The sequence below is a fragment of the uncultured Xanthomarina sp. genome (genome assembly GCF_963971605.1).
In the GTDB taxonomy this organism is placed as follows: Bacteria; Bacteroidota; Bacteroidia; order Flavobacteriales; family Flavobacteriaceae; genus Xanthomarina; species Xanthomarina gelatinilytica.
Window position 1 is genome coordinate 186079 of sequence record NZ_CAXATZ010000001.1, and the last position, 24335, is coordinate 210413.

At 35.8% G+C, this 24335-nt stretch carries 28 protein-coding genes; 15 read left to right on the plus strand and 13 right to left on the minus strand.

All coding sequences use genetic code 11. The annotated features are described in order from the left end of the window. Positions 1–2277 carry a BamA/TamA family outer membrane protein gene (locus AACY93_RS00875; RefSeq protein ID WP_286853042.1) on the plus strand — a complete coding sequence of 759 codons (2277 nt, stop codon included), beginning with the start codon at positions 1–3 and terminating at the stop codon, positions 2275–2277. A gap of 322 nt (positions 2278–2599) precedes the next feature. After that, positions 2600–2788: a hypothetical protein gene (locus AACY93_RS00880; protein WP_007647184.1), complete on the plus strand. Its 189-nt coding sequence runs from the start codon at positions 2600–2602 to the stop codon at positions 2786–2788. Here the strand turns inward: AACY93_RS00880 and AACY93_RS00885 are convergent. Next, on the minus strand, positions 2785–3372 hold the full coding sequence (locus tag AACY93_RS00885) for a riboflavin synthase (protein ID WP_286853041.1): 588 nt from the start codon (positions 3370–3372) through the stop codon (positions 2785–2787). The genes AACY93_RS00880 and AACY93_RS00885 overlap by 4 nt on opposite strands. A gap of 63 nt (positions 3373–3435) precedes the next feature. Between AACY93_RS00885 and pdxA the strand changes: the two genes are divergently transcribed. The 9 genes from pdxA to AACY93_RS00930 all read left to right on the plus strand — a co-directional run bounded on the left by pdxA (position 3436) and on the right by AACY93_RS00930 (position 10914). Continuing rightward, positions 3436–4482: a 4-hydroxythreonine-4-phosphate dehydrogenase PdxA gene (gene pdxA, locus AACY93_RS00890; RefSeq protein WP_286853040.1), complete on the plus strand. Its 1047-nt coding sequence runs from the start codon at positions 3436–3438 to the stop codon at positions 4480–4482. Between the two features lie 74 nt (positions 4483–4556). Then, a complete protein-coding gene (locus AACY93_RS00895) occupies positions 4557–5096 on the plus strand; it encodes a DUF177 domain-containing protein (RefSeq protein WP_286853039.1) in 540 nt (179 codons plus the stop codon). Between the two features lie 9 nt (positions 5097–5105). After that, positions 5106–5309, plus strand: coding sequence for a 50S ribosomal protein L32 (gene rpmF / locus AACY93_RS00900; RefSeq protein ID WP_007647175.1), 204 nt, complete (start codon positions 5106–5108; stop codon positions 5307–5309). 181 nt (positions 5310–5490) lie between these two features. Beyond that, on the plus strand, positions 5491–6486 hold the full coding sequence (locus AACY93_RS00905) for a beta-ketoacyl-ACP synthase III (protein ID WP_007647174.1): 996 nt from the start codon (positions 5491–5493) through the stop codon (positions 6484–6486). A gap of 33 nt (positions 6487–6519) precedes the next feature. Continuing rightward, positions 6520–7014 carry an acetyl-CoA carboxylase biotin carboxyl carrier protein gene (gene accB / locus AACY93_RS00910; RefSeq protein WP_007647173.1) on the plus strand — a complete coding sequence of 165 codons (495 nt, stop codon included), beginning with the start codon at positions 6520–6522 and terminating at the stop codon, positions 7012–7014. Positions 7015–7108: 94 nt separating this feature from the next. After that, entirely contained in the window at positions 7109–8461 is a 1353-nt protein-coding gene (gene accC / locus AACY93_RS00915; protein ID WP_007647172.1) for an acetyl-CoA carboxylase biotin carboxylase subunit, read from the plus strand. Between the two features lie 173 nt (positions 8462–8634). Next, positions 8635–9750 carry an FAD-dependent oxidoreductase gene (locus tag AACY93_RS00920; RefSeq protein WP_286853038.1) on the plus strand — a complete coding sequence of 372 codons (1116 nt, stop codon included), beginning with the start codon at positions 8635–8637 and terminating at the stop codon, positions 9748–9750. A 4-nt stretch (positions 9751–9754) separates the two neighbouring features. Further along, the gene (mtgA, locus tag AACY93_RS00925; RefSeq protein WP_286853037.1) at positions 9755–10435 is read left to right on the plus strand and encodes a monofunctional biosynthetic peptidoglycan transglycosylase; all 681 of its coding nucleotides are present in this window, start codon (positions 9755–9757) and stop codon (positions 10433–10435) included. Positions 10436–10464: 29 nt separating this feature from the next. Then, entirely contained in the window at positions 10465–10914 is a 450-nt protein-coding gene (locus tag AACY93_RS00930) for a GreA/GreB family elongation factor (protein ID WP_007647167.1), read from the plus strand. Here AACY93_RS00930 and AACY93_RS00935 read toward each other — a convergent pair. The 4 genes from AACY93_RS00935 to AACY93_RS00950 all read right to left on the minus strand — a co-directional run bounded on the left by AACY93_RS00935 (position 10892) and on the right by AACY93_RS00950 (position 15021). Then, on the minus strand, positions 10892–11812 hold the full coding sequence (locus AACY93_RS00935; protein ID WP_286853036.1) for an ABC transporter ATP-binding protein: 921 nt from the start codon (positions 11810–11812) through the stop codon (positions 10892–10894). The genes AACY93_RS00930 and AACY93_RS00935 overlap by 23 nt on opposite strands. 76 nt (positions 11813–11888) lie before the next feature. Further along, positions 11889–12371, minus strand: coding sequence for a hypothetical protein (locus AACY93_RS00940; RefSeq protein WP_007647164.1), 483 nt, complete (start codon positions 12369–12371; stop codon positions 11889–11891). Between the two features lie 12 nt (positions 12372–12383). Then, a complete protein-coding gene (locus tag AACY93_RS00945) occupies positions 12384–13307 on the minus strand; it encodes an OmpA family protein (protein ID WP_286853035.1) in 924 nt (307 codons plus the stop codon). Positions 13308–13467: 160 nt separating this feature from the next. Then, on the minus strand, positions 13468–15021 hold the full coding sequence (locus AACY93_RS00950) for an aldehyde dehydrogenase family protein (protein WP_286853034.1): 1554 nt from the start codon (positions 15019–15021) through the stop codon (positions 13468–13470). Between the two features lie 126 nt (positions 15022–15147). Between AACY93_RS00950 and AACY93_RS00955 the strand changes: the two genes are divergently transcribed. Next, complete coding sequence (locus tag AACY93_RS00955) at positions 15148–16275, plus strand: isoaspartyl peptidase/L-asparaginase (protein WP_007647161.1); 1128 nt, start codon at positions 15148–15150, stop codon at positions 16273–16275. After that, positions 16268–16579, plus strand: coding sequence for an antibiotic biosynthesis monooxygenase (locus AACY93_RS00960; RefSeq protein ID WP_286853032.1), 312 nt, complete (start codon positions 16268–16270; stop codon positions 16577–16579). Before AACY93_RS00955 ends, AACY93_RS00960 begins: the two co-directional genes overlap by 8 nt. On the opposite strand, the gene AACY93_RS00965 is transcribed toward AACY93_RS00960, so the two are convergent. From AACY93_RS00965 to AACY93_RS00975, 3 genes are read right to left on the minus strand one after another with little or no spacing between them, the layout of a single operon-like run. After that, positions 16571–17110 carry a YciI family protein gene (locus AACY93_RS00965; protein WP_007647157.1) on the minus strand — a complete coding sequence of 180 codons (540 nt, stop codon included), beginning with the start codon at positions 17108–17110 and terminating at the stop codon, positions 16571–16573. The two genes, AACY93_RS00960 and AACY93_RS00965, sit on opposite strands and share 9 nt — an antisense overlap. A gap of 1 nt (position 17111) precedes the next feature. After that, positions 17112–17579, minus strand: a complete 468-nt coding sequence (locus AACY93_RS00970; protein WP_286853031.1) for a CYTH domain-containing protein — start codon at positions 17577–17579, stop codon at positions 17112–17114. Between the two features lie 25 nt (positions 17580–17604). After that, positions 17605–18267: an NAD(P)H-binding protein gene (locus AACY93_RS00975; RefSeq protein ID WP_286853030.1), complete on the minus strand. Its 663-nt coding sequence runs from the start codon at positions 18265–18267 to the stop codon at positions 17605–17607. A gap of 43 nt (positions 18268–18310) precedes the next feature. On the opposite strand from AACY93_RS00975, the gene dinB reads away from it, so the two are divergent. Further along, positions 18311–19414: a DNA polymerase IV gene (gene dinB / locus AACY93_RS00980; protein ID WP_007647152.1), complete on the plus strand. Its 1104-nt coding sequence runs from the start codon at positions 18311–18313 to the stop codon at positions 19412–19414. Here dinB and pyk read toward each other — a convergent pair. The 5 genes from pyk to AACY93_RS01005 form a co-directional block, all read right to left on the minus strand. Further along, the gene (gene pyk, locus AACY93_RS00985) at positions 19411–20865 is read right to left on the minus strand and encodes a pyruvate kinase (RefSeq protein ID WP_007647150.1); all 1455 of its coding nucleotides are present in this window, start codon (positions 20863–20865) and stop codon (positions 19411–19413) included. The two genes, dinB and pyk, sit on opposite strands and share 4 nt — an antisense overlap. 29 nt (positions 20866–20894) lie before the next feature. Next, positions 20895–21380, minus strand: coding sequence for an IPExxxVDY family protein (locus AACY93_RS00990; protein ID WP_286853029.1), 486 nt, complete (start codon positions 21378–21380; stop codon positions 20895–20897). Between the two features lie 92 nt (positions 21381–21472). Further along, on the minus strand, positions 21473–22213 hold the full coding sequence (rnc, locus tag AACY93_RS00995; protein ID WP_286853028.1) for a ribonuclease III: 741 nt from the start codon (positions 22211–22213) through the stop codon (positions 21473–21475). Between the two features lie 8 nt (positions 22214–22221). Further along, on the minus strand, positions 22222–23472 hold the full coding sequence (gene fabF, locus AACY93_RS01000; RefSeq protein WP_286853027.1) for a beta-ketoacyl-ACP synthase II: 1251 nt from the start codon (positions 23470–23472) through the stop codon (positions 22222–22224). Between the two features lie 13 nt (positions 23473–23485). Further along, a complete protein-coding gene (locus tag AACY93_RS01005; protein WP_007647141.1) occupies positions 23486–23719 on the minus strand; it encodes an acyl carrier protein in 234 nt (77 codons plus the stop codon). Positions 23720–24001: 282 nt separating this feature from the next. Between AACY93_RS01005 and AACY93_RS01010 the strand changes: the two genes are divergently transcribed. Then, positions 24002–24335, plus strand: a 334-nt coding sequence (locus tag AACY93_RS01010) for a formyltransferase family protein (protein WP_339610844.1), incomplete at its 3' end; no start/stop codon positions are given.

The following is a 24335-nucleotide window of genomic DNA, read 5'->3' on the forward strand; positions in this document are numbered from 1 at the left end:
TTGAAATTTAATTTACCATACAAACTTATTTACCTGTTCTTGATTGGAAGTTTTTATTCTTGCAGTATTACCAAACACATTCCAGAAGAAGAACGTTTATACACTGGAGCTACCCTAACCATAGAATCAGATTCTGTAATTGACAATAAACCTGCTTTAAAAGCAGAATTGGAAAGTGTTTTACGTCCAGAACCCAACTCCAAATTTTTAGGTATGTACTTGGGCTTGTATTATCACTATAAAAACCAAAAAGAACATCCAGGATTCATCAACCGTTGGCTCTATAAGCAATTTGGTGAAGCGCCAGTCTATCAGTCCGATGTGGAAACCTATGACGTGGAAGATTTGCTGTTAAACCGACTGGAAAACAGAGGGTTTTTCTATAGTCGGGCTAGCTCTGCCTTTCAAGAAGAAGAAAAAAAAGCGTCTGTGGATTATACAGTTAAGGTTACAAAACCTTACAGAATGGAAAGTTATCAATTGGATACCTTGCCAAATCCCATTAAAAAAGACATTCAAAACCTGGTAAAGGAATCGCCTTTTAAAGAGGGTATGCGATTCGATTTAAGCAGTATGAAATTAGAGAGAAAAAGAATAGACCAAGCGCTTAAAAAGAAAGGCTATTACAATTTTAACAATAATTTTTTAATTTTTGAAGCAGACACCAACAGATACGACAACAAAAAATTCGATTTATTTTTAAAACTTAAAAATGAGGTTCCAGAAAAAAGCCTCATTCCTTATAGGTTATCTAAAATAAATATCTACCCAAATTACGAGGTGTCCGACTCTGTTCAAACGGCTACAACACGTTATAACGAAAAAAATTATATTCAAAAGGAAACTTTTTTCAAACCCAAATATTTAGACCCTTTTATTGTTTTAAATGAAGGGCAACTTTACAATCCGGAAGGCTCCAGAAATACGGCAAGACGTCTGTCAACCATTGGTGCCTACAAATATGTCAATATTCAGTACAAGGAACTGGATACCATAGCAACAGACAGTATGGGCAGGTTGGAAGCCAATATTTATTTGTCGCCATTAAATAAACGAGCCCTAAGGGCAGAGCTACAAGTGGTCACAAAATCCAATAACTTTGCAGGTCCAGCTTTTGCTTTAACCTTAAGTAACAGAAATTTATTTGGAGGAGGCGAAACCTTTAATATTAGCCCTAAAATAGGCTATGAAACACAAATAGGAGGTGAGAAGAATTCTGGAAACTCCAGTTTGGAATTGGGACTGGAAAACGAACTTATTTTTCCTCGGGTTCTGTTTCCCATTAAAATAGACAATAACTTTTTTAAATACTCCATACCAAAAACCAAGATCTCTTTAAGTATTGATTATTTGGACCGAACCGATTTGTACACTTTGCTTTCCGGAACAGCGTTGTTTGGTTATTTATGGGATGCCAACCGTTTTGTAACCCATGAAATAAACCCTATTTCCGTTAATTACACCCAGCTTTACGATACCACTCCAGAATTTGAAGAGATTTTGGATAACGATCCGTTTTTAAGACGAAGTTTTGAGCAGGAGTTTATTGCAGGACTTACTTATTCCTTTTCCTACAATGAAATGGTTGATACCCAAAAAACGCATCAATTTTATGTCAACTTCACTTTTGACATAGCAGGAAATTCCATAAGCTTATTTGGCAAGGATCAAGGAGAAGGCAATCCAAAAACATTTTTAGGTTTGGCTTATGCGCAATATGCCAAAGCAGATCTCGATTTGCATTATCACTTTAATTTTAAAAAAGAGCAAGTTATTGCAGCTAGGCTTTTTGGTGGTTATGGTTTGGCTTATGGGAACTCTGATGTGGTTCCTTTTGTAAAACAATACTATTCTGGAGGGCCTTACAGTGTTAGGGCTTTTAACATTAGGTCTTTGGGACCTGGAACCTATAACCCAGATACAGACGGAACCAATAGTGATTATTTTGACAAAACAGGAAATATAAGACTAGAGGCCAATTTGGAATATAGGTTCCCAATAGTTTCCTTCTTAAAAGGTGCTGTTTTTGCCGATGCAGGTAACATCTGGAACTCCAAAGAAAACCCAACTTATAACGGAAAAGATAAATTTAGCAGTGATTTTTTAAGCGAATTGGGAATGGGAGCAGGAGTAGGACTTCGGGTAGATATTCAAAGTTTTGTTATCCGTTTTGATTTGGCTGCCCCTTTTCACAATCCAGCACTACCCAAAGGAGAGCGTTTTCATTTTGATGTTTCCAAGCCTATCCTGAATTTTGCCATTGGATATCCGTTTTAATTCTTTATTTTTAAGACTTAGGTTCAGCAAGATTAATTTATTGATAATAAAATATACATCTGGCTTAAACGTTTATATTAAAGGAACAAGGTTCATAACAGATTTCCCCTTTGTGTTTATTAAGTTACCTTACATCCTGTAATTAATGGATATAAACGAAAATAAATGATTATTTAAGTCAAAAAAACATATATTTGGGAAATAAAACAGTCAATAGCGAATTTACAAAACCATGCGCTTTGTCGAAGATATTTGCACTTCATAGACATTTTTTGCGTTTTTTATTTTGTTAGGTCGCTTTTTTTTATACATTTACAAGCAAATGAAGATACAAAACAAAAAAATGGTTGCCTCAATCTTATTTGTATTAATAAGCTTTGTTTGTATTGCTCAAAATACACCACCACCACCACTGCCACCACCACCACCTGGTCTTCCTATAGATGGAGGGGTTTTAGCTGGTTTATGCATTGGGATTGTTATAGGTGTTAAAAAATTATTGAAACGTTAATTTAAGCTCATCAATCGGGTTACATACTTCCCAATCACATCAAATTCCAAATTCACTTCGGTACCTTTAATAAAATTTTTAAAGTTGGTATGCTCAAAAGTGTAGGGTATAATGGCCACGCTAAAAGAATCTTTTTCAGAGTCTACAACCGTTAGGCTTACTCCATTAACCGTTATGGAACCTTTTTCAATGGTTATGTTATTCAGGGACGCATCATATTGAAATGTAAATTTCCAGCTGCCTTCTTCATACGTAATATCTGTACAAATGGCAGTTTGGTCCACATGTCCTTGAACAATGTGTCCATCCAATCTATCGCCAAGTTTCATGGCTCGTTCAAGATTTACGTAATCGTTTACTTGTAGTTGTTTAAGGTTGGTTTTACTTAAGGTTTCCTCAATAGCGGTTACTGTGTATTCATTTCCAGAAATATGGACAACCGTTAAACATACACCATTATGGGCAACACTTTGGTCTATTTTCAGTTCATTTGTAAAATTACAGGTAATGGTTATGTGTAAGTTTTGTAGCTCTTTTTTTAAATCTTTTACTACTCCAACACTTTCAATGATTCCAGTAAACATATATGTCGAATATTTGGTTAAATTTGCAAGTGTAAAATTACAAACAAAAGTTATCTTATTTTAATGAAGAACGAAGAAAATATAATTGTAGGCATATCTATAGGAGACTTAAATGGCATAGGAGGCGAAATAGTTTTAAAAACTTTTGAAGACCCTAGAATGCTGGAATTTTGCACACCTGTAATTTTTGCATCTGTCAAGACCATTTCATTTTTAAACAAACATTTTAATTTGGGATTAAATTTTAACGGAGTTAATAATTACAACCAAATAATACATGGAAAACTAAATGTTTACAATGTATGGAACGATAAATTCAATATTGAATTTGGGAAGGAAGACCCAAAAATGGGCGCCTATGCCATTAAATCGCTCCAAGCTGCAACCCAAGCCCTTAAGGGCAACCATGTTGATGTTTTGGTAACGGCACCAATTAATAAACACAACATTCAATCGGATGCATTTAATTTCCCGGGTCACACAGATTATTTGGCGAAAGAACTTGAAGGCAACAGTTTAATGTTTATGGTCTCAGACACCCTAAGGGTAGGCTTGCTTACAGACCACGTACCTGTAAAGGACATTTCCGGCCACATTACCAAACAGTTAATAAAAGACAAACTGGATATTATATACCAATCCCTTGAAAAAGATTTTAAAATAAGAAAACCAAAAGTGGCCGTTTTGGGCATTAATCCCCATACTGGCGATAATGGTGTTATTGGTAAAGAAGACGATGAGGTTTTAAGGCCTACTTTAAGCGAGATCAGGGACAAAGGCAGGTTGGTATTTGGACCATATGCTGCAGACAGCTTTTTTGGTTCTAAAAATTACAAAAATTTCGATGCCATAATTGCAGCTTATCACGATCAAGGCTTAATCCCTTTTAAAACACTTGCTTTTGGTAAAGGAGTGAATTTTACAGCAGGATTGAGCAAAGTACGGACCTCTCCAGACCATGGAACAGCTTTTGAAATAGCCGGAAAAGGCGAAGCAGACGAAAGTTCTTTTAAAGAAGCCGTTTTTGCCGCTATTCAAATCTTCAAAAACAGGAAGGAATACGAGCATTTAACCAAAAACATTCTCAAAACACGACAAAAAAAGATATAAACAAAAAAATGTTTATAAGTTGTTTTATCTAAAAATTTATTTGTTATATTTGCAGGCTCAAATTAGATGTGAAAATGAAGCGATTGAAAGAGTTTACAATTCCGTTTGTAGGATTAAAACTAGGAAAGCATCATTTTGAGTATCAAATTAATAATACGTTCTTTGAACATTTTGAGTATGAAGAATTTAACAGCTCGTCTGTAAATGTAGATGTTCTGTTCGACAAAAAAACAACCTTGTTTGAGTTGCATTTCGAAATCTCTGGAACCGTAAACATTAATTGTGACTTAACAAATGAAGCTTACAACCAGGAAATTTCAAACCAATTTGACATAGTGGTTAAATTTGGAGAGGAATTGAACGATGAAGAAATAGATATATTGATTTTGCCACATGGTGAATACGAGATCAACATTCAACAATATATTTACGAGTTCATTGTGCTATCTGTTCCTACCAAAAGGGTTCACCCAGGAGTTAAAGACGGAACACTAGATTCAGAAATACTTAAAAAATTAGAAGAATTAAGCCCAAAGCTTAAAGAAAACAAAGAAACTGAAGAGGAAACGGATCCTCGTTGGAATACATTAAAGAAACTATTAACGGATAAATAAACATAGAAAATGGCACATCCTAAAAGAAAAATCTCTAAAACAAGAAGAGACAAAAGAAGAACACATTATAAAGCAACAGCACCTCAAATTGCTACGTGTCCTACTACAGGAGAAGCACACTTATACCACAGAGCTCACTGGCACGAAGGTAAGTTATATTATAGAGGACAAGTTCTTATAGATAACTCTGAAGTAGAAGAAAACTTAGCATAAGTATTATGCATGCATATAATAAAACGCTCACTTGTGAGCGTTTTTTTTGTTTTAAATTTTTATAGAAGTCAAAAACGACTTAATTTGCATTAAATTAGACCAAAATGAATTGTTTTTCATACATTTCATGATTATTTAATTGAATTTGCAATAATTTTGGGCCAAATTAACTTTAAAAATTATGAGTAAAATCTCAGCAGCAATTACAGCTGTAGGTGGTTATGTGCCAGATTATGTATTGACCAATAAAATGCTGGAAGGCATGGTTGATACCAATGATGAATGGATTACCACACGAACAGGAATTAAAGAACGAAGAATTCTTAAAGAAGACGGTAAAGGAACTTCTTATTTGGCCATAAAGGCTGCCCAGAACCTCATTGATAAAAGTGGTGTAAACCCCAAAGATATTGAATTGGTAATTGTTGCAACAGCCACTCCAGACATGAAAGCTGCTTCAACATCTGCTTATACAGCAACGCATATTGGAGCCACGAATGCTTTTTCATTCGATTTGGAAGCTGCTTGTTCCAGTTTTTTATATGGCATGTCTGTTGCTGCCAGATATATCGAATCTGGAAAATACAAAAAAGTACTTTTAATAGGTGCAGACAAAAACTCGTCCATGATAAATTATGAAGATAGGGCAACCTGTATCATATTTGGAGATGGAGCAGGAGCTGTACTTTTTGAGCCTAACCAAGAAGGTTTTGGATTGCAGGACGAGTATTTAAGAAGTGACGGTTCTGGAAGGGAATTTTTACAGGCTACCTATGGAGGATCTTCGTATCCATCCACACCAGAAGCCATTAAGGAACACAAACATCAAGTGTTTCAAGATGGAAAAACCGTATTTAAAAACGCCGTTTTTAACATGGCAGATGTGGCAGTAAAAATATTGGATAGAAACAATTTAACAACCAAAGACATTTCTTGGTTGGTGGCACACCAAGCAAACAAGCGCATTATTGATGCCACAGCCAACAGAATAGAATTGCAGGAAGACAAAGTCATGATGAATATTGAAAAATACGGCAATACCACATCAGCCACTTTACCTTTATTATTAAACGATTACGAATCTCAACTGAAAAAAGGCGACAATTTAATTTTTGCAGCTTTTGGAGGTGGATTTACTTGGGGCTCCATTTATTTAAAATGGGCCTATAACTCCTAACTAACTACTTAATAAAATTTAATATCTAAAATTATGGATTTAAAGGACATTCAAAACTTAATTAAATTTGTTGCCAAATCAGGAGCAAGTGAAGTTAAATTAGAAACAGAAGATGTAAAAATCACTATTAAAACAGGTAGTGATGACAAACAGGAAACAACAACCTATGTACAGCAAATTCCTGTAGGTGCGCCAGTGGCTCAACCAGCAGCACCAGCACCAGCACCAGCAGCTCAACCAGCAGCTGCCGAAACCACTACTGCAACAACAACTGCAGAAGATTCTAAATACATCACTATAAAATCGCCTATAATAGGAACCTTATATCGTAAACCTTCTCCAGACAAACCGGTTTTTGTTGAAGTTGGCCAAACCATCAAGGAAGGGGATGTATTGTGTATTATTGAAGCCATGAAACTATTTAACGAAATAGAATCTGAAGTTTCTGGAAAAATTGTAAAAGTTTTAGTTGACGATTCATCACCAGTAGAATTCGATCAACCTTTATTTTTAGTTGATCCATCATAATTTAAAGTTTAATGTTTAAAATTTAAAGTTCCAGGTTTTTATAAACCAGAACCACAAATGCACAAAACAATAAACTTATATACTCAATAAAATTATGTTTAAAAAAATATTAGTTGCCAATAGAGGAGAAATAGCACTACGTGTTATTAGAACCTGTAAAGAAATGGGCATAAAAACGGTAGCCATTTACTCTACAGCCGATGCCGAAAGCTTACCAGTTAAGTTTGCGGACGAAGCTGTATGCATTGGGCCTCCACCAAGTAATTTATCTTACCTAAAAATGTCGAATGTGATTGCAGCTGCCGAAATTACCAATGCAGATGCCATACATCCAGGTTACGGATTTTTATCGGAAAACGCTAAATTTTCAAAAATCTGTGAAGAACATAAAATAAAATTTATAGGTGCCTCTGCCGAAATGATTAACAAAATGGGAGACAAAGCATCTGCAAAAGCGACCATGAAAGCTGCAGGAGTACCTTGTGTACCAGGAAGCGATGGCATTATTGAGGATTTTAAAGAAGCCGAAAAAATTGCCAAGGAAATTGGTTATCCAGTCATGCTTAAAGCTACTGCTGGAGGTGGAGGAAAAGGTATGAGAGCCGTTTGGAAACCAGAAAAACTAAAAGAAGCGTGGGAATCTGCCAGACAAGAATCCAAAGCTGCTTTTGGAAACGACGATATGTACATGGAAAAACTTATTGAAGAACCAAGACATATTGAAATACAAATTGTAGGAGACTCTAACGGAAAAGCATGTCACCTATCGGAAAGGGATTGTTCGGTACAAAGACGCCATCAAAAATTAACCGAAGAGGTGCCATCTCCATTCATGACAGCTGCTTTACGTAAAAAAATGGGAGATGCTGCCGTAAAAGCAGCCGAATTCATTAAATACGAAGGTGCTGGAACCGTTGAATTTTTGGTAGATAAACACAGAAACTTCTACTTTATGGAAATGAATACGCGTATTCAAGTAGAGCACCCAATTACAGAACAGGTAATCGATTTCGATTTAATCCGTGAGCAAATTCTTGTAGCTGCCGGAGTGCCAATCTCTGGAAAAAACTACACACCAAACTTACATTCCATTGAATGTAGAATCAATGCCGAAGATCCGTTCAACGATTTTCGTCCCTCGCCAGGAAAAATAACAACCTTGCACGCTCCAGGAGGTCATGGTGTACGTTTGGACACGCATGTGTACGCAGGATATACCATACCACCAAATTACGACTCCATGATTGCCAAGTTAATCACAACTGCGCAAACACGTGAAGAAGCCATTAACAAAATGAAACGTGCCCTAGACGAGTTCGTGATAGAAGGTGTAAAAACAACCATCCCTTTTCACAGACAGCTTATGGAACATCCAGATTATTTGGCAGGAAACTATACCACCAAGTTTATGGAAGATTTTGTAATGCAAAAACCAACAGAAGACTAGATTAAAAACTCCGAAAGCAACTTCGGAGTTTTTTTTGTTTAGGGTGTTCTTTTACTTTAACAAAGTAAAAGCCAGGCTATCGCAAGTCGCTTTTTTTCCAAAAAAAAGAGCTCCAACAATTGCTCTATCCTTAACACAAAACACTATTTTTACTTTTTAGCAACCCACCAAACATGCAATTATCATACTGGGAAATAAAATCGTGGTTTACCCATATCGACTATACCATAGTTGGAAGTGGAATTGTAGGACTTAATTGTGCTTTACAGTTAAAGCAAAAATTCCCAAAAGCCAACATACTTGTTCTGGAAAAAGGCATATTGCCACAAGGCGCGAGCACCAAAAATGCCGGTTTTGCCTGTTTTGGCAGTTTAAGTGAAATTCTGGACGATTTAAAAACACATTCAGAACAAGAAGTGCTGGAACTTGTAAAAAAACGCTTGGATGGTTTACTGCTTTTAAGACAACATTTAAGCGACCAAACCATATATTACCAACAATTGGGAGGTTATGAACTTTTTACCAAAAAAGACACCCAACTGTTCGAAACCTGTTTGGCAGAAAGAGAAACGGTAAATACCTTGTTGCAGCCTTTTTTTAAAGACCAGGTGTTTCAGCTTAAAAACAATGTATTTGGTTTTAAAAACATTCAAGAAACCTATATTTTCAATCCGTTTGAAGGACAAATAGACACAGGTAAAATGATGGAAGCCTTACTTCAAAAAGTACAATCCCTAGGTATAAAAATCTTAAATAATATAACGGTTGAAAGTTATGAGGATATTTCAAAAGGGGTTCAAATAAAAACCAATCAAGTGGAGTTTCAATCCAAAAATGTTATTTTCACTACTAACGGTTTTGCATCTCAGCTCCTTCAAGAAGAGGTAACACCAGCAAGAGCACAAGTGCTCATTACTAAACCTATTAAAAATCTTCATGTTCAGGGCACTTTTCACTTGGATAAAGGGTATTATTATTTCAGGAACATCAACAATAGAATTTTATTTGGAGGAGGTAGAAACCTAGATTTTAAAACTGAGGAAACTACAGAATTTGCTCAAACAGAACTCATTCAGAATAAGTTGAAAGAACTTTTAAAAACCGTTATCTTGTCTAAAACCAACTTCGAGATAGATTATAGCTGGTCCGGTATTATGGGAGTTGGAACAACTAAAAAGCCCATTGTTAAACAGCTTTCAAACCATGTATATTGTGGCGTAAGGTTAGGAGGCATGGGAGTTGCCATTGGTAGTTTAATTGGTAGGGACATAGTGGATTTAATAGAATAAGGCCGTGAAAAGAATTTTCAAATTCATTTTTAAACTTTTGTTATGGCTATTGGTTTTTTCAATAGGCATGGTGTTTTTATATAAATGGGTTCCAGTGCCTGTAACACCTTTAATGGTGATTAGAAGTGTAGAAAATTATCAGGACCAAAAACCCATGGGCTGGAAACACGATTGGGTTTCCTTAGATCAAATTTCTAAAAATCTACAATTGGCCGTGATTTGTAGTGAAGACCAAAACTTTTTAAAACACAATGGTTTTGATGTAGAGGCCATTGAAAAAGCCTATCTGGATAACAAAAAGGGAAAGCGCATTAAAGGAGCCAGTACCATTAGTCAGCAAACAGTAAAAAATGTGTTTTTATGGCCACAACGCAGTTGGTTTAGAAAAGGCTTGGAAGTGTATTTTACGTTTTTAATAGAGAGCATTTGGAGTAAGGAACGCATAATGGAAGTATATTTAAACAGTATAGAAATGGGTCCTGGTATTTATGGTGCCGAAGCTGCTGCCATATATTGGTATAAAAAACCAGCTTCCAAATTATCACAGTATGAGTCAGCTTCCATTGCAGCTATTTTGCCCAATCCGTTAAAATATAAAGCCAATCCAGCTACCAATTATATAGAACGCAGAAAAATCTGGATTGTAAGACAGATGGGTTATTTTGGGAAGTTGGAGTATAAATAAATTAAATTATAGCCTGTAAAGGGTTTATTATGACCATTAAACAACAATTATACCTGCAATGTGTTGAATACTGTAATAACCGATTAGAGGTCATTAAAAATACCATTGTAGAAATTCAAGAATCCCTAACCTCTGAAACCAAAAGTTCGGCAGGAGACAAACATGAAACAGGACGTGCCATGTTGCAATTGGAGCGCGAAAAAGCAGGTAATCAACTGGCTGAGACAGAAAAATTACAAGAATTGCTTACTAAAATAGATGTTAATAAAAGCTCTAAAACGGTTTGTTTAGGAAGCTTGGTTTTTACTACACAGGCAAATTATTTTATTGCTATTAGTGCTGGAGAATTAGTTATTGAAAGTAAAAAATATTATGCTATTTCGCCTAACACACCTATTGGGAAATTGTTAATAGGAAAACAGGTTGGTGATTTAGTGAGTTTTAGGGAACAGGAATTTAAGGTTGTGTCTGTTTGGTAATCAAGTAAATTTCTTTGTTATTTTCAATGGGTTCTTCATTTTCAATAAATATGGAATTTCCATTTAAATCTGCTTCAATCAAATAAGAAGCTCCTTTAAAGTAAGATTTTTTAACCGTAGCTTTTAAATTTGATTGATCAACAATTTTTAATTGATGTGTGTAAACAATTTTCCCATCAATCACATTAAACTCCCCAAAAAAGGAAGCAATAAGAGGTGTTTTAGGATGCTTGTACAAATGTTCCGGAGTGTTGTTGGCAACTATTTTCGAGTTGTACAAAACAATCATTTTATCGGAATAAGGTAACACATCTTCCTTATCATGTGAAGCAACAACACAAACAATGTTATTTGCTTTTAAAAAATTGAATAGGTTACGTCTTAAGCTTTGTTTTTTAAAATTATCAATATGACTAAAAGGCTCGTCTAATAATAATATTTCTGGCTCTTTGGCTAAAGCTCTAGCTAAAGCTACACGTTGTTTTTGTCCTCCACTTAAAAGTTTCACTTTGGTGTTAGCAAACTCTGTGAGTTCTACAACTTTAAGCAGTTCTTTGATACGTGCTTGTTTTTCTTCAGGATAGAAGTTGGAGAGATGTTTTCCAATGTTTTCAGATACAGTAATAAAAGGCATTAAATCGAATTCTTGAGCCACGTATTTCATAAAATCGTAACCTACAATCAGATTGTGTTTTGGACCAAGAATTTGAGTGTCTTTCCAAAAAATGGAACCTTCATGAACATCCATTTCGCCGTAGAGCAATTTTAGCAAAGTGCTTTTTCCAGAGCCACTTTCACCAATTACAGAAAGGTGTTCACCTTTATCGACTTGAAAATCAATATTTTTTAGAATGGGTTTTTTATGATACCCAAAAGACATGTTTTTTACCTGAAGCATGGTACAAAAATAACATAAATATAGCCCTTACCAAGACAGTAAGGGCTTGTTTTATTTTAGAAATATGGCATGGCTTTTACATACCGCCATGTAACTCCTGTTGCCAATCCAATAAGGCGTTCCATTTGCCATGGTATGCCATTTTAGCCTGTTCTGGCCATGTGTCTGGACGATGCATCTTATATCTGGACCCTCCACTATCCAAAATTGTTTGGCATTTGGCTACAGAACATTCGGAAAGGGCTTTCCAGGTTTTAATGTCATGATTGTGAAAAAGTTCCTGAATTTTAGGTCCTATACCTTCTATGATGGTTAGGTCGTTTTCCTTTATTTTTTTACCAAAAACAGCCTTGGCAGCATCAGCATCAAAAAGAATGCTTTGTACATTCAAATGTGTTTTACTTTTTGCCAAATCCGACTCCAATTGCGCTATTCGGCTTTTGTAAACAGATACATCAATTTGGTTGTTTTCGTCTCTTGCAATCGATTGCCCCAAAAGATAGCCTAACAAGGCACAAATGACACCTATGGCTATGGGAATTAAAATACACCAGTTCATAATTATTTTAGTTTAGTTAATGGTTACAATTACACGTCTGTTCTTGGCTCTACCTTCTTCTGTATCGTTTGTTGCTATAGGATTGTCCGGCCCTTGGGAACTGGCTTGAATCCTACTTTCCGGGATGGCATTACCCACTAAATAGCGTTTAATAAAATCGGCTCTGTGCTGACCAAGCTTTATATTGCTATGTCTATCTCCCGTATTATCTGTATAGCCAATAATTTGAATCATGGCATCCTCTACCTTGTCAATGTAACGCGATAGATTGGCAATTTTATGTCTTTGGTTTTCTGTTAGGTTTAATGAGGTTTCAGCCACATCAAAATACAAAACCAATGGTTGTTCCTTTAAGTTATTGCCTATGGTAATTACAGCATTGTCTTCATTCAAATCGGTATCATTTAAAGTGGAAACCGAAAAAGATACAGGACCATAATAAATATTGTTTTTATCTGGTTTCATGTTATTGTCCAACTCACCATAGGTGTTTATTTTTTTGGAAGGAATACCTGTAGAAACAAAATAATTTTTAACCGCATTGGCTCTAGCTAAGCCCAGATCTGGAAAAGCCGAAATGTTGTTTTCTGCTGCTGAGTAAAAGCCAGTAATATTTATAATCTTTAAAGAATCTGTTAAAAGGTAATCTTTGACATTTAATACACCACTGTTAACAGCTGTGGCAACAGGTTCCAATATATTAAAGCTGGAAATCTTAAAATTTAAATTATCATCTATAAATAAATCCAAGCCACCTTGATTGTCTTTAACCATAAAAGCATTTTTGGTAGCATCTGAAACAGGTTCTGTAACCAATTCTGAAGCATTATTGGAAGTATTTATGGAGCAATTGTTGCCACAAAGAAAGTTGTATAAAATACTGCCAATAATAATGGTTAACAAAATACCTATTAGGTAAAGTGTTTTTTTATTCATTAGTTGGTTTTTAAGTTAGTGACTATTAAGATATTAAAAAAAATTCAACTATGGCGATTTAATGTCAAATTTGTTTTAAGGCATGAGTAAAATCCCCAAAAACAAAAAGACCGTTTTCAATTTGAAAACGGTCTTAAAAAATTAACACTAATATAAGGTTCTATAAATCGAATTTAATGCCTTGGGCTAAAGGTAATTCATCCGAATAGTTAATGGTATTTGTTTGTCGTCTCATATATACTTTCCAAGCATCAGATCCAGACTCACGTCCTCCACCAGTTTCTTTTTCGCCACCAAAAGCACCACCAATTTCAGCACCAGAGGTTCCAATATTTACATTGGCAATTCCACAGTCTGAACCAGTAAATGACAAGAATTTTTCAGCTTCTTTCAATTCATTGGTCATAATAGCAGAAGAAAGCCCTTGATTAACACCATTTTGAAGTTCAATGGCATTCTCAACATCGCCAGAATATTTCATGATATATAAAATAGGGGCAAATGTTTCGTGCTGTACTATTTCGTAATGGTTTTCAGCTTCAATGATGGCTGGTTTTACATAACAACCACTTTCATAACCTTCTCCTTCTAACACACCACCTTCAACTATAACACGTCCACCTTCAGATTTTGCTTTTTCAATAGCGGCTAAATAGGTATTCACAGCATCTTTGTCTATTAATGGACCAACATGATTGGCTTCATCTAAAGGATTACCAATCTTAATCTGTTTGTATGCCCCAACAATGGCATCCCTAACTTTATCGTAAACCGATTCATGAATAATTAATCGTCTTGTAGAGGTACAACGTTGTCCACAGGTTCCTACAGCTCCAAACACAGCACCAGGTACCACCACCTTTAAATCGGCAGTTGGCGTAATTATAATGGCATTGTTGCCACCTAACTCCAATAAAGATTTCCCAAAACGTTCAGCAACGGTTTTTCCAACTATACGCCCCATTCTGGTGGAACCTGTAGCAGATACTAAAGCCACTCGTGGGTCTGTAGTAATCATTTCACCTACTTTGTAGACTCCATTAACAATACAAGAAATACCTTCTGGCAAGTTGTTTTCCTTTAAAATGCCAGCTATAATGTTTTGACAGGCTACGGAACAAAGAGGTGCTTTTTCTGAAGCTTTCCACACACACACATCGCCACAAATCCATGCCAATGCAGTGTTCCAACTCCAAACGGCTACCGGGAAGTTAAAGGCCGAAATAATACCAACAACCCCAATTGGGTGCCATTGTTCCCTCATAACGTGTCCAGGACGTTCAGAAGGAATGGTCTGCCCGTTTAACTGTCTGGACAACCCAACTGCAAAATCGCAGATATCAATCATTTCCTGAACTTCTCCATAACCTTCTTGTAAAGATTTTCCCATTTCGTAAGAAACCAACTTCCCAAGAGGCTCTTTCAGCTCTCTTAATTTATTCCCAAACTGGCGAACAATTTCACCACGTTGAGGGGCTGGCATACTTCTCCACGTTTTAAAAGCTGTGGTAGCAGCAGTCATTACTTTTTCATAATCTTCTTTAGTGGATGATTTTACTTTTCCAATCAATTTACCATCAACAGGAGAATAACTCTCTATAATGTCTCCATTAGAAAAGTTGTTTGAACCTGTTGAGGTTCCATCATTTATATCTTTAACTCCAAGTTGTTTTAGAGCTGTTTCAATTCCGAAATCGGTAGCAATGGCTTCCATATTTACTTGTTTTTTTACTGATTAATATATTTAGATGCGAAGATAAGAATAAAAAGTCGGTTTCGCTTGAGAAGGCTTTTCTAAAAAAATGTAACTTTAAGCCACTCAATTTAAATAATTACAGTTATGAAAAAGTATCTCTATTTTTTATCCATATTCGTTGTTTTGTTTGGTTGTAAAAACGAAGAGGAATTAAAGGCTTTGTCGAATAGCAGACAGATGTCCAAGGACAGCTTAGAGGTTTCAAAAGATACAACAACTGTTCAAATCAATGAGTTTGCCATTGTAATCCATGGAGGTGCTGGAAATATTTTAAAAGAGAACATGCCTGATGCCTATGAAGCAAGTGTAAAATCAAAGCTGGAAGAAGCCATTAGAGTAGGCTATGAAATTTTAAAAAACGGAGGAAGTAGTTTGGATGCCGTTGAAAAAACCATTAATGTCCTAGAAGATTCGCCGTTGTTCAATGCAGGTAAAGGCGCCGTTTTTACCAATGCAGAAACTAATGAACTGGATGCTTCCATTATGGATGGCAGCACATTGAATGCTGGTGCATCTGCAGGGACCAAGACTGTTAAAAATCCAATAAATTTAGCAAGGGCAGTTATGGAAGCGTCGCCACATGTAATGTTGGCTGGACATGGTGCTGATGTTTTTGCCAAAGAACAAGGACTGGAAATTGTAGATCCAAGTTATTTCTATACAGAACGCAGTTTTAAGAGCTTACAACGTGTTAAAGAATATGAGAACAAAAAACCGGCTACAGATCAAGCTAATACAGGCGCAGATAAAGCAAACCGTAAAACAGCTTTTTATGATGCAGCTATTAAAAATTCAAAATTTGGAACTGTTGGTTGTGTTGCCTTGGATAAGAAAGGTAATTTAGCAGCAGGAACATCTACAGGGGGTATGACAAATAAGCGTTGGGGACGTGTTGGTGATGCGCCTATAATTGGCGCAGGAACCTATGCAAACAATAACACCTGTGCCGTTTCCAGTACAGGTTGGGGAGAGTTTTTTATTCGTGCTATGGTAGCTCATGATATTTCTGCACTTATGGATTACAAAGGGTTGAGTTTGGAACAAGCTGCCAAAGAAGTCATTCAGAACAAGGTTCCAGAACTTGGTGGTGATGGTGGCATTATTGCCGTAGATAAAAATGGAAATATGGTTATGGAATTCAATACGTCTGGCATGTATCGAGCAAGCATGAACGACAAAGGGGAACTTTATATTGGTATTTACAATGAATAAGCAGAAACCATATTATGCAGTTATTTTCACCTCAAAACAAAATGAAGATATTAAGGGTTACCAAGAGATGGTACAAAAAATGGAAACCCTAGCCAAGCAGGAAAAAGGGTTTTTAAGTATGGAATCTGCCAGAAACGATATTGGTATTACCATAAGTTATTGGGAAAGTCTAGAGGCCATACAAAGTTGGAAACAGCATTCCGAACATCTGTTAGCGCAACAAAAAGGTAAAAACCAATGGTACAACTGGTATCATGTAAGAATTTGTAAAGTGGAACGTGAGTACCATTTTCAATTAACGTAAGGATTGCCCTTTGGCAACCCACCATGGATGTATCTCTATTTCAAGTCTTCCTGCTTTTACCATAGGGTCCAAATGGGCCAAACTATCAGCCATTTTAAGGGTTGGTACGTTGTAAACCGTAATGCCACGAATGTTTCCATTATCTCCAAAAGGCCCAATTAAATCGGCATACCCTTCTTTATACATACGTGCTAAATGAGCTAAATGTGCTTCCTGCAACATGGCAGCTTCTTCTTCGTTTTGAGAACGAATGGGACCACTTTTTAAAAAAGCCATAAAATATTGTTGCATTAAAATAGTGTCTTGAGTTTTGCTATCAATAAAGTCAAAGGTTTGAAAACCTTTTGTGGTTAGGTCCTCTTTTAGTTCCTGTCTGGTTTTTTCAACTTCTATGGGAGCGACTTTTTCAATAACTATGGTGTCTGTTACTTTTTCTGAAACTTCAGCTTCGGTTCCCTTGGTGTCTTTTTTACAGGCTGTAAAAACCAAGAAGCATAAGGTTATGGATAAGGCATTTTTAAGTGTTTTCATATCACCAAGTTTTATAAGGTTGCTTGCTTAATTGCGAGTTGTAATACTTTATATTTCCTGTCACTTCTTCTCCAAGCCATGCAGGTTTTTTAAATAATTCGGTAGCGTGGTTCAGTTCTATTTCTGCTATAATTAATCCTTCATTGTCGCCAAAAAATTCATCGATTTCAAAGATATGGTTCCCAGTTTCAACTAGGTGTCTGGTTTTTTCAATCAGGCCTTTTTCACATAATTCAAAAAGGGCTTCAGCATCAGTTTTGCTGATTTCTTTTTCCCATTCAAATCTGGATAAACCGTTATTGCCAGATAATCCCTTTACGGTTAAAAACCCTTGACTATCTGTTAGTCTTACACGAACGGTTCGTTCTTTATCCGAATTTAGAAACCCTTGTTTTATATGGATTTTTTTGAAGGCCTCATTTTTAAAGCTGTTGTTTTTTACTAAAAATTTACGTTCTATTTCAATCATGTTACTTTCCCATACATATGGGAATCTATTTATTGTTTGCTATTTTTTTAATTTCATCTGAAACAATCCGTCCTGATGGGTGAGAGCCATTAGCCAAAACAATCATACCTCTCGCTATGGTTATAGGATGAATGGATTTGTATTTTGAAAGCGAACCAAACAAAAACGGGTTTACAAGTTTCATTAATAATTTCGCTAAATATTCCCCCAATCTTTTTTCATTTCTTTCTCCGGCAATCAAAGAAGGTTGCAACACATAAGTATTTGGGATTTTTTCCATGAATACAGCTTCTTCCATCCGTCCTTTGGTTCTATTGTAAAAAACTTTACTGTGTTTGTCTGCTCCCAAGGCCGATATAACCAAAAATGTGTTTATATTGTTCTCCTTGCACAGTTTTGCTGCCATAACAGGGATTCCATAATCTATTTGAAGATACTGTTCTTGATTAGGTGTTTTGGCTTTTGTGGTGCCAATACAGCAAAAAACCTCGTCTGCAAAAAACTTACTTTTTTGGGAAGACAGATCCAACAAATCAACCAAATGTTCTTCAATCTTTTCGTGTTTTATATTGCAGGAAGATCTTGAGAACAGCTTGATTTTGGTATATCTGTTATCCATTAAAAGCTGTTCCAACAACAAACCTCCAGTTAAACCTGTTGCACCAAGTATGATTGCTGTTTTACCCATTTAGAGATATCATTTTTTGATAAAGATATTATAAATTTACATGATGCAAGACAATTTACCAATTCGAAAAATTATTCATGTGGATATGGATGCTTTTTACGCTTCTGTAGAACAAATGGACAACCCTGAGTTAAAAGGGAAACCCATTGCTGTTGGTGGAGGAGGCGCAAGAGGAGTGGTAAGTGCTGCCAGCTACGAAGCCAGGAAGTTTGGTGTTAGAAGCGCCTTAAGTGGTGCTCAAGCCAGAAGAAACTGTCCGGAACTAATTTTTGTGAAGCCTCGTTTTGATAGGTATCATGAAATATCGAAACAAATTAGAGCTATTTTTTACGATTATACCGATTTGGTTGAACCCCTATCTCTAGACGAAGCGTATTTAGACGTTACCCAAAATAAAAAAGGCAATCCAAGTGCCAGTTTAATTGCCAAGGAAATAAGGGAACGAATTTTTAAGGAAGTTGGTTTAACTGCATCTGCTGGAATTTCCATTAATAAATTTGTGGCTAAAGTAGCTAGCGATTATAATAAGCCTAACGGACAAAAAACGGTCAACCCAGAAGAAGTGCTTGCATTTCTTGAAGCTTTGGATATCAGAAAATTTTATGGAGTTGGTAAAGTAACTACTGAAAAAATGTATCAATTGGGCATATTTACAGGCAAGGATTTAAAACAAAAATCCCTGGAGTATTTAGACACAAACTTTGGTAAGTCTGGTAGGTTTTATTATTACATAGTAAGGGGTATCCATACTTCTGAAGTAAGACCCAAAAGAACCAGAAAATCCTTAGCTGCAGAGCGTACTTTTAATGAAAACCTATCCAGTGAAATTTTTATGCTTGAAAAACTGGAGCATATTGCCCAAGAGGTTTCCAGACGTTTGACTAAAAGTAAGGTGTCTGGAAAAACCATAACTTTAAAAATTAAATACAGTGATTTTACATTACAAACCAGAAGCAAGACTTTACCTTATTTTATAAGTGATAAAAGCATTATTTTAGAAACTGCCAAAGATTTACTGTTTCAAGAGAAATTGCAAAACTCTGTTAGGCTTTTGGGAATCTCATTATCCAATCTCAATACTGAAAAAACAAAAAAGAAATTAGAAGAAAAAAAGGCAGTAAGTGTACAGTTACAGTTTGAGTTTTAATTTTTTTTATCAAAATCACAACTTGTAATTTCTGTAACACGTAAGGTGTTTACCATCCCTTTTGCTTGAATTGGCATGGCAGCCAAACTCACTAACATATCACCTGCTTCCAGATACCCTTTTTTACAGGCAATGGCATTGACATCCTCAATGGTTTCGTCTGTGCTCACAAATTTATCATAATAAAAAGCCTCTACGCCCCAAAGCAAGCTAAGTTGTGTTAATATACGTTTGTTGGAACTAAAGACCAAAATATGCGCACTTGGTCTCCAAGCCGATATTTGAAAAGCTGTATAACCACTATTTGTAAGTGTTGAGATGGCTTTGGCATCAATTTCGTTGGCCATGTTTGCTGCGTGATAACAAATAGACTTTGTTATGTACCTTTTTGTACGTATATGAGGTGGTACTTGAGGGACTTTAATTAATGAAGAATCTTCAACGCTTTTGATAATATTGGACATTTGCTTGATAACCTGAACTGGGTAACTGCCAACAGAGGTTTCACCAGAAAGCATCACAGCATCTGCACCATCCATAACAGAGTTGGCAACATCGTTAACTTCTGCTCGTGTAGGCGTTAAACTGGAAATCATGGTTTCCATCATTTGGGTAGCAATAATTACAGGAATCCTGGCTTGTTTGGCCCTTAAAACCAGTTTCTTTTGAATTAAAGGCACTTCTTCAGCAGGAATTTCCACACCCAAATCGCCACGAGCCACCATTAAACCATCACAATAAGCTACAATTTTATCAATGTTTTCTACAGCCTCAGGCTTTTCAATTTTAGCAATTATGGGGATTTTATGATCACTATGTTTACTGATCAACTCTTCCAATTGCATGAGGTCTTCAGCATGGCGCACAAATGAAAGCGCGATCCAATCTACTTTTTGTTCTATAGCAAAAAGGGCATCTTCAATATCCTTTTCTGTAAGTGCTGGTTGCGAAATATTTGTGTTTGGCAGGTTTACGCCTTTTTTTGAGCGCAAAGGACCTCCTTGAACAACACGCGCTTTGACTTCACTTTTCCTGTCGGAAGAAACCACTTCAAATATTAGTTTCCCATCATCCAACAGGATTCTTTCTCCTGGTTGAGCATCTTGAGGAAACTTATCATAGGTCATGTACACACGTTCTTTGGTGCCTTCAAAACGTTTTCCGGTAGCAAAAACAATTTCGTCCCCTTCGTTCATAAAAACCTCACCTTTCATATTTCCCACACGTAATTTAGGGCCTTGCAAATCGGCAAGAATGGCAGCATTGTAACCAAACGCATCGTTTAAATCACGTATCATTTCAATACGTTCTTTAACGTCGTTGTAATTGGCATGCGAAAAGTTTATTCTAAACACGTTAACACCTTCATCTAACATACCTTTTAATATTTCTTTGGTGCTAGTTGCTGGGCCTAAAGTGGCTACAATTTTTGTTTTCTTTCTTTTTAACATATGTATTTTCCGTGAAATGGTATTCTTTTTTAATTGAATATTAAATTGTTTTTTGATTTAAGAGGCTCCAGGTTAATTTGATACGCAGTAACTATTTGGGCAATCTCTTGTATGTTGTTAATGATTTTTAAGCTTTTATTTGTTGGAAATTGATCGTCGTTGATTTTCAATAAATAATTAACTTTTTTTAATTCTGGCAGTAAATAATAAGTTTCAATTATTTTTTCGGAATCTACAAATAAACCCTTATCAATACTTGTATTGGCAGATTCTATTTTGCACATATTTGAAACTAAATTCCAAGTAACAAGCTGTTTATTGTCCTCCCATTCATAAATGGAGTAAAAGGCTCGATTGCTAAAATCCAAATCTTTTTTTTTCCTTTTAAGTTGGATGTTTAATTTAGAGTTCAGTAAATAGGCCAATCTGTAATCTTCCAAGGATGTATGGATTCCTATAAGCGTAAAACCCTCATCGTCAAAAAAATCGTCCAAACTTAGTTTTTTTATTGCCATAACAAATTTCTTATGTAAATATAAGACATATCCTTTTCAATAAAGTTAAGTTAATTTAATCTTAACACTATTAAAGTAAAGAAAAAAAGCACTTAAAATTCTCGGGATATTTGTTTTTGGAACACAAAAAAGGCGCGCTTGGAAGCTTTTTCCTCAGCTTTCTTTTTGGACGTTGCCCTGGCTTTGGCGACCACTTTATCGTCTATAGAGAGCTTAACCGAAAAGTGTCTAATATCGTCGTTACCTGTATCTTCATACACGTGGTAATCGAACGTTTTCTTTTCTTTTTGGCACCATTCAATAAGCAAACTTTTGTAACTAATGACTTTACCTTCCAGTTTTTCAATATCCACATAAGGTATAATGACTTTTTTGTAGATAAATTTTTCGCAATATTTATATCCTTTATCAAGGAATATAGCTCCTACCAAAGCTTCAAACAAATTGCCGTGAATGTTATCGCCAAATTGTCCTTTGGGAATTTTACTTTCAACTAAACTTATTAAGTTCAGGTCTCTTCCCAGTTCGTTCAAATGTTCGCGACTTACTATTTTGGAGCGCATTTTTGTTAAATAGCCTTCGTCTCCACTAGGTACTTCAACATAAAGGTGCGAAGCAATAACTGCTCCCAACATGGCGTCTCCTAAAAATTCCAAACGCTCATAATTTATGGTGTTGCCCTGGCTGTCCTTAATATTCATAGAACGGTGTGTAAATGCCGTTTTATAAAATTTTAAGGATTTTGGTTTAAAACCTAGGATTTTGTGGATAAACACAAAAAAATTCCCGTCATTTTTAGAACGGGAATTTAGTATGTTTCGAATGTTTTTCATTCGTTGGTTTAATCTAATTTTTTGAATAATACGCAGGCATTGTGTCCTCCAAAACCAAAGGTATTACTCATGGCTACTTTAACGTCGCGTTTTTGTGCTTTGTTTAATGTTAAATTTAATTCAGGATCAATATTTTCATCAACTACTTCATGATTGATTGTAGGAGGAACAACGCCATGTTCTATGGCCAAGATGGCAGCAATCGACTCGATGGCTCCAGCAGCTCCCAACAAATGTCCCGTCATGGATTTTGTTGAATTGATATTGATATGTTTTGCATGTTCACCAAACACTTCTGAGATGGCTTTTAATTCTGCAACGTCTCCAAGAGGTGTTGAGGTGCCATGAGTGTTGATATGATCAACGTCTTCAGGTTTAATGCCAGCATTATCCAAACAATTTTTCATTACAGCAATAACACCTATACCTTCTGGGTGTGGCGCAGTCATATGGTAAGCATCGGAAGATAATCCACCTCCTATCACTTCAGCATATATTTTTGCACCTCTGGCCTTGGCATGCTCATAGTCTTCAAGAATGATCGCTCCAGCACCTTCTCCCAATACAAAACCATCTCTGGTAGCATCAAAAGGTCTAGAGGCTGTTTCTGGGCTTTCGTTTCTTGTTGATAAGGCGTGCATGGCGTTAAAACCACCCATTCCAGCTATGGTTACAGCTGCTTCACTTCCACCAGTAACCACCACGTCACAATGTCCTAAACGTATATAGTTTAAAGCATCAATCATAGCATTTGCCGATGAAGCACAAGCTGATACAGTTGTATAGTTTGGACCCATAAATCCATGTTTAATGGAAATGTTTCCAGGGGCTATATCTGCAATCATTTTAGGGATAAAGAACGGGTTGAATCTAGGTGTTCCGTCTCCAGCTGCAAAGTTCAATACTTCGTCTTGAAAGGTTTCCAAACCACCAATTCCTGCTCCCCAAATAACACCAACCCTTAATTTATTGATGGCGTCCAGATCTAATTTGGAGTCTGCAATGGCTTCATCTGAAGCCACCATGGCATACTGCGTAAATCGATCCATTTTGCGCGCTTCTTTTCTATCAAGAAAATCGGTTGCGTTAAAGTTTTTTAATTCACAAGCGAATTTGGTCTTGAACTTTTCAGTGTCAAAATACGTTATAGGTGCAGCACCACTTTTTCCACTTTTAAGCGCTTCCCAATATTCGTCTTTGGTATTGCCAATAGGTGTTAGTGCTCCTAAACCAGTAATTACAACTCGCCTTAATTCCATAAGTTTTTGTGAATTATTTTGCTGCTTCTATATAAGAGATAGCTTGACCAACTGTTGCAATGTTTTCAGCTTGATCGTCTGGAATTTGGATATCAAATTCTTTTTCGAATTCCATGATTAATTCTACAGTGTCTAATGAATCTGCTCCTAAATCGTTTGTGAAGCTAGCTTCAGTTACAACTTCGTTTTCATCAACACCTAATTTGTCTACGATAATCGCTTTTACTCTTGATGCAATGTCTGACATAATCTTTTAATTTTAAGTTTTAATTAGTTGGCAAAAATAAAAAACTTTATTTTTAAAACACACCTTTAGCATAAAAATGTGCATGTAATTTACTAAATAACCTTGAAGTATTTTAATTTTACCCGCTAATTGTTAATATTTATTCTTTTTTGTTGAAAGAATCAAATCATTTAATCTGTAAATAAAACAAGTATCATCGATATTAACAAACATTCCCTTAAATTTGAACCCTATGTCACCCATCTACGTAGCTTTATATAGTAGATTAATTTATTTTAATAGATGAAACGTATTGTAATTTTTGCTTCCGGAAGTGGAACAAATGCTGAAAACCTAATAACTTATTTTAAAAACAGAACACATGCGTCTGTTATTCAAGTATTAACCAACAATCCTCATGCCAAAGTTTTAGATCGGGCAAGAAACCTACAGGTTAGCGCTTTGTCTTTTAACAGAATAGCCTTTTCGCAAACAGATGATGTTTTAAACATTTTAAAAGCCAATGATCCAGATTTAATAGTGTTGGCTGGGTTTTTATGGAAATTTCCAGAATTTATTTTAAATGAGTTTCCCAACAAAGTAATTAACATTCATCCAGCACTTTTGCCCAAATATG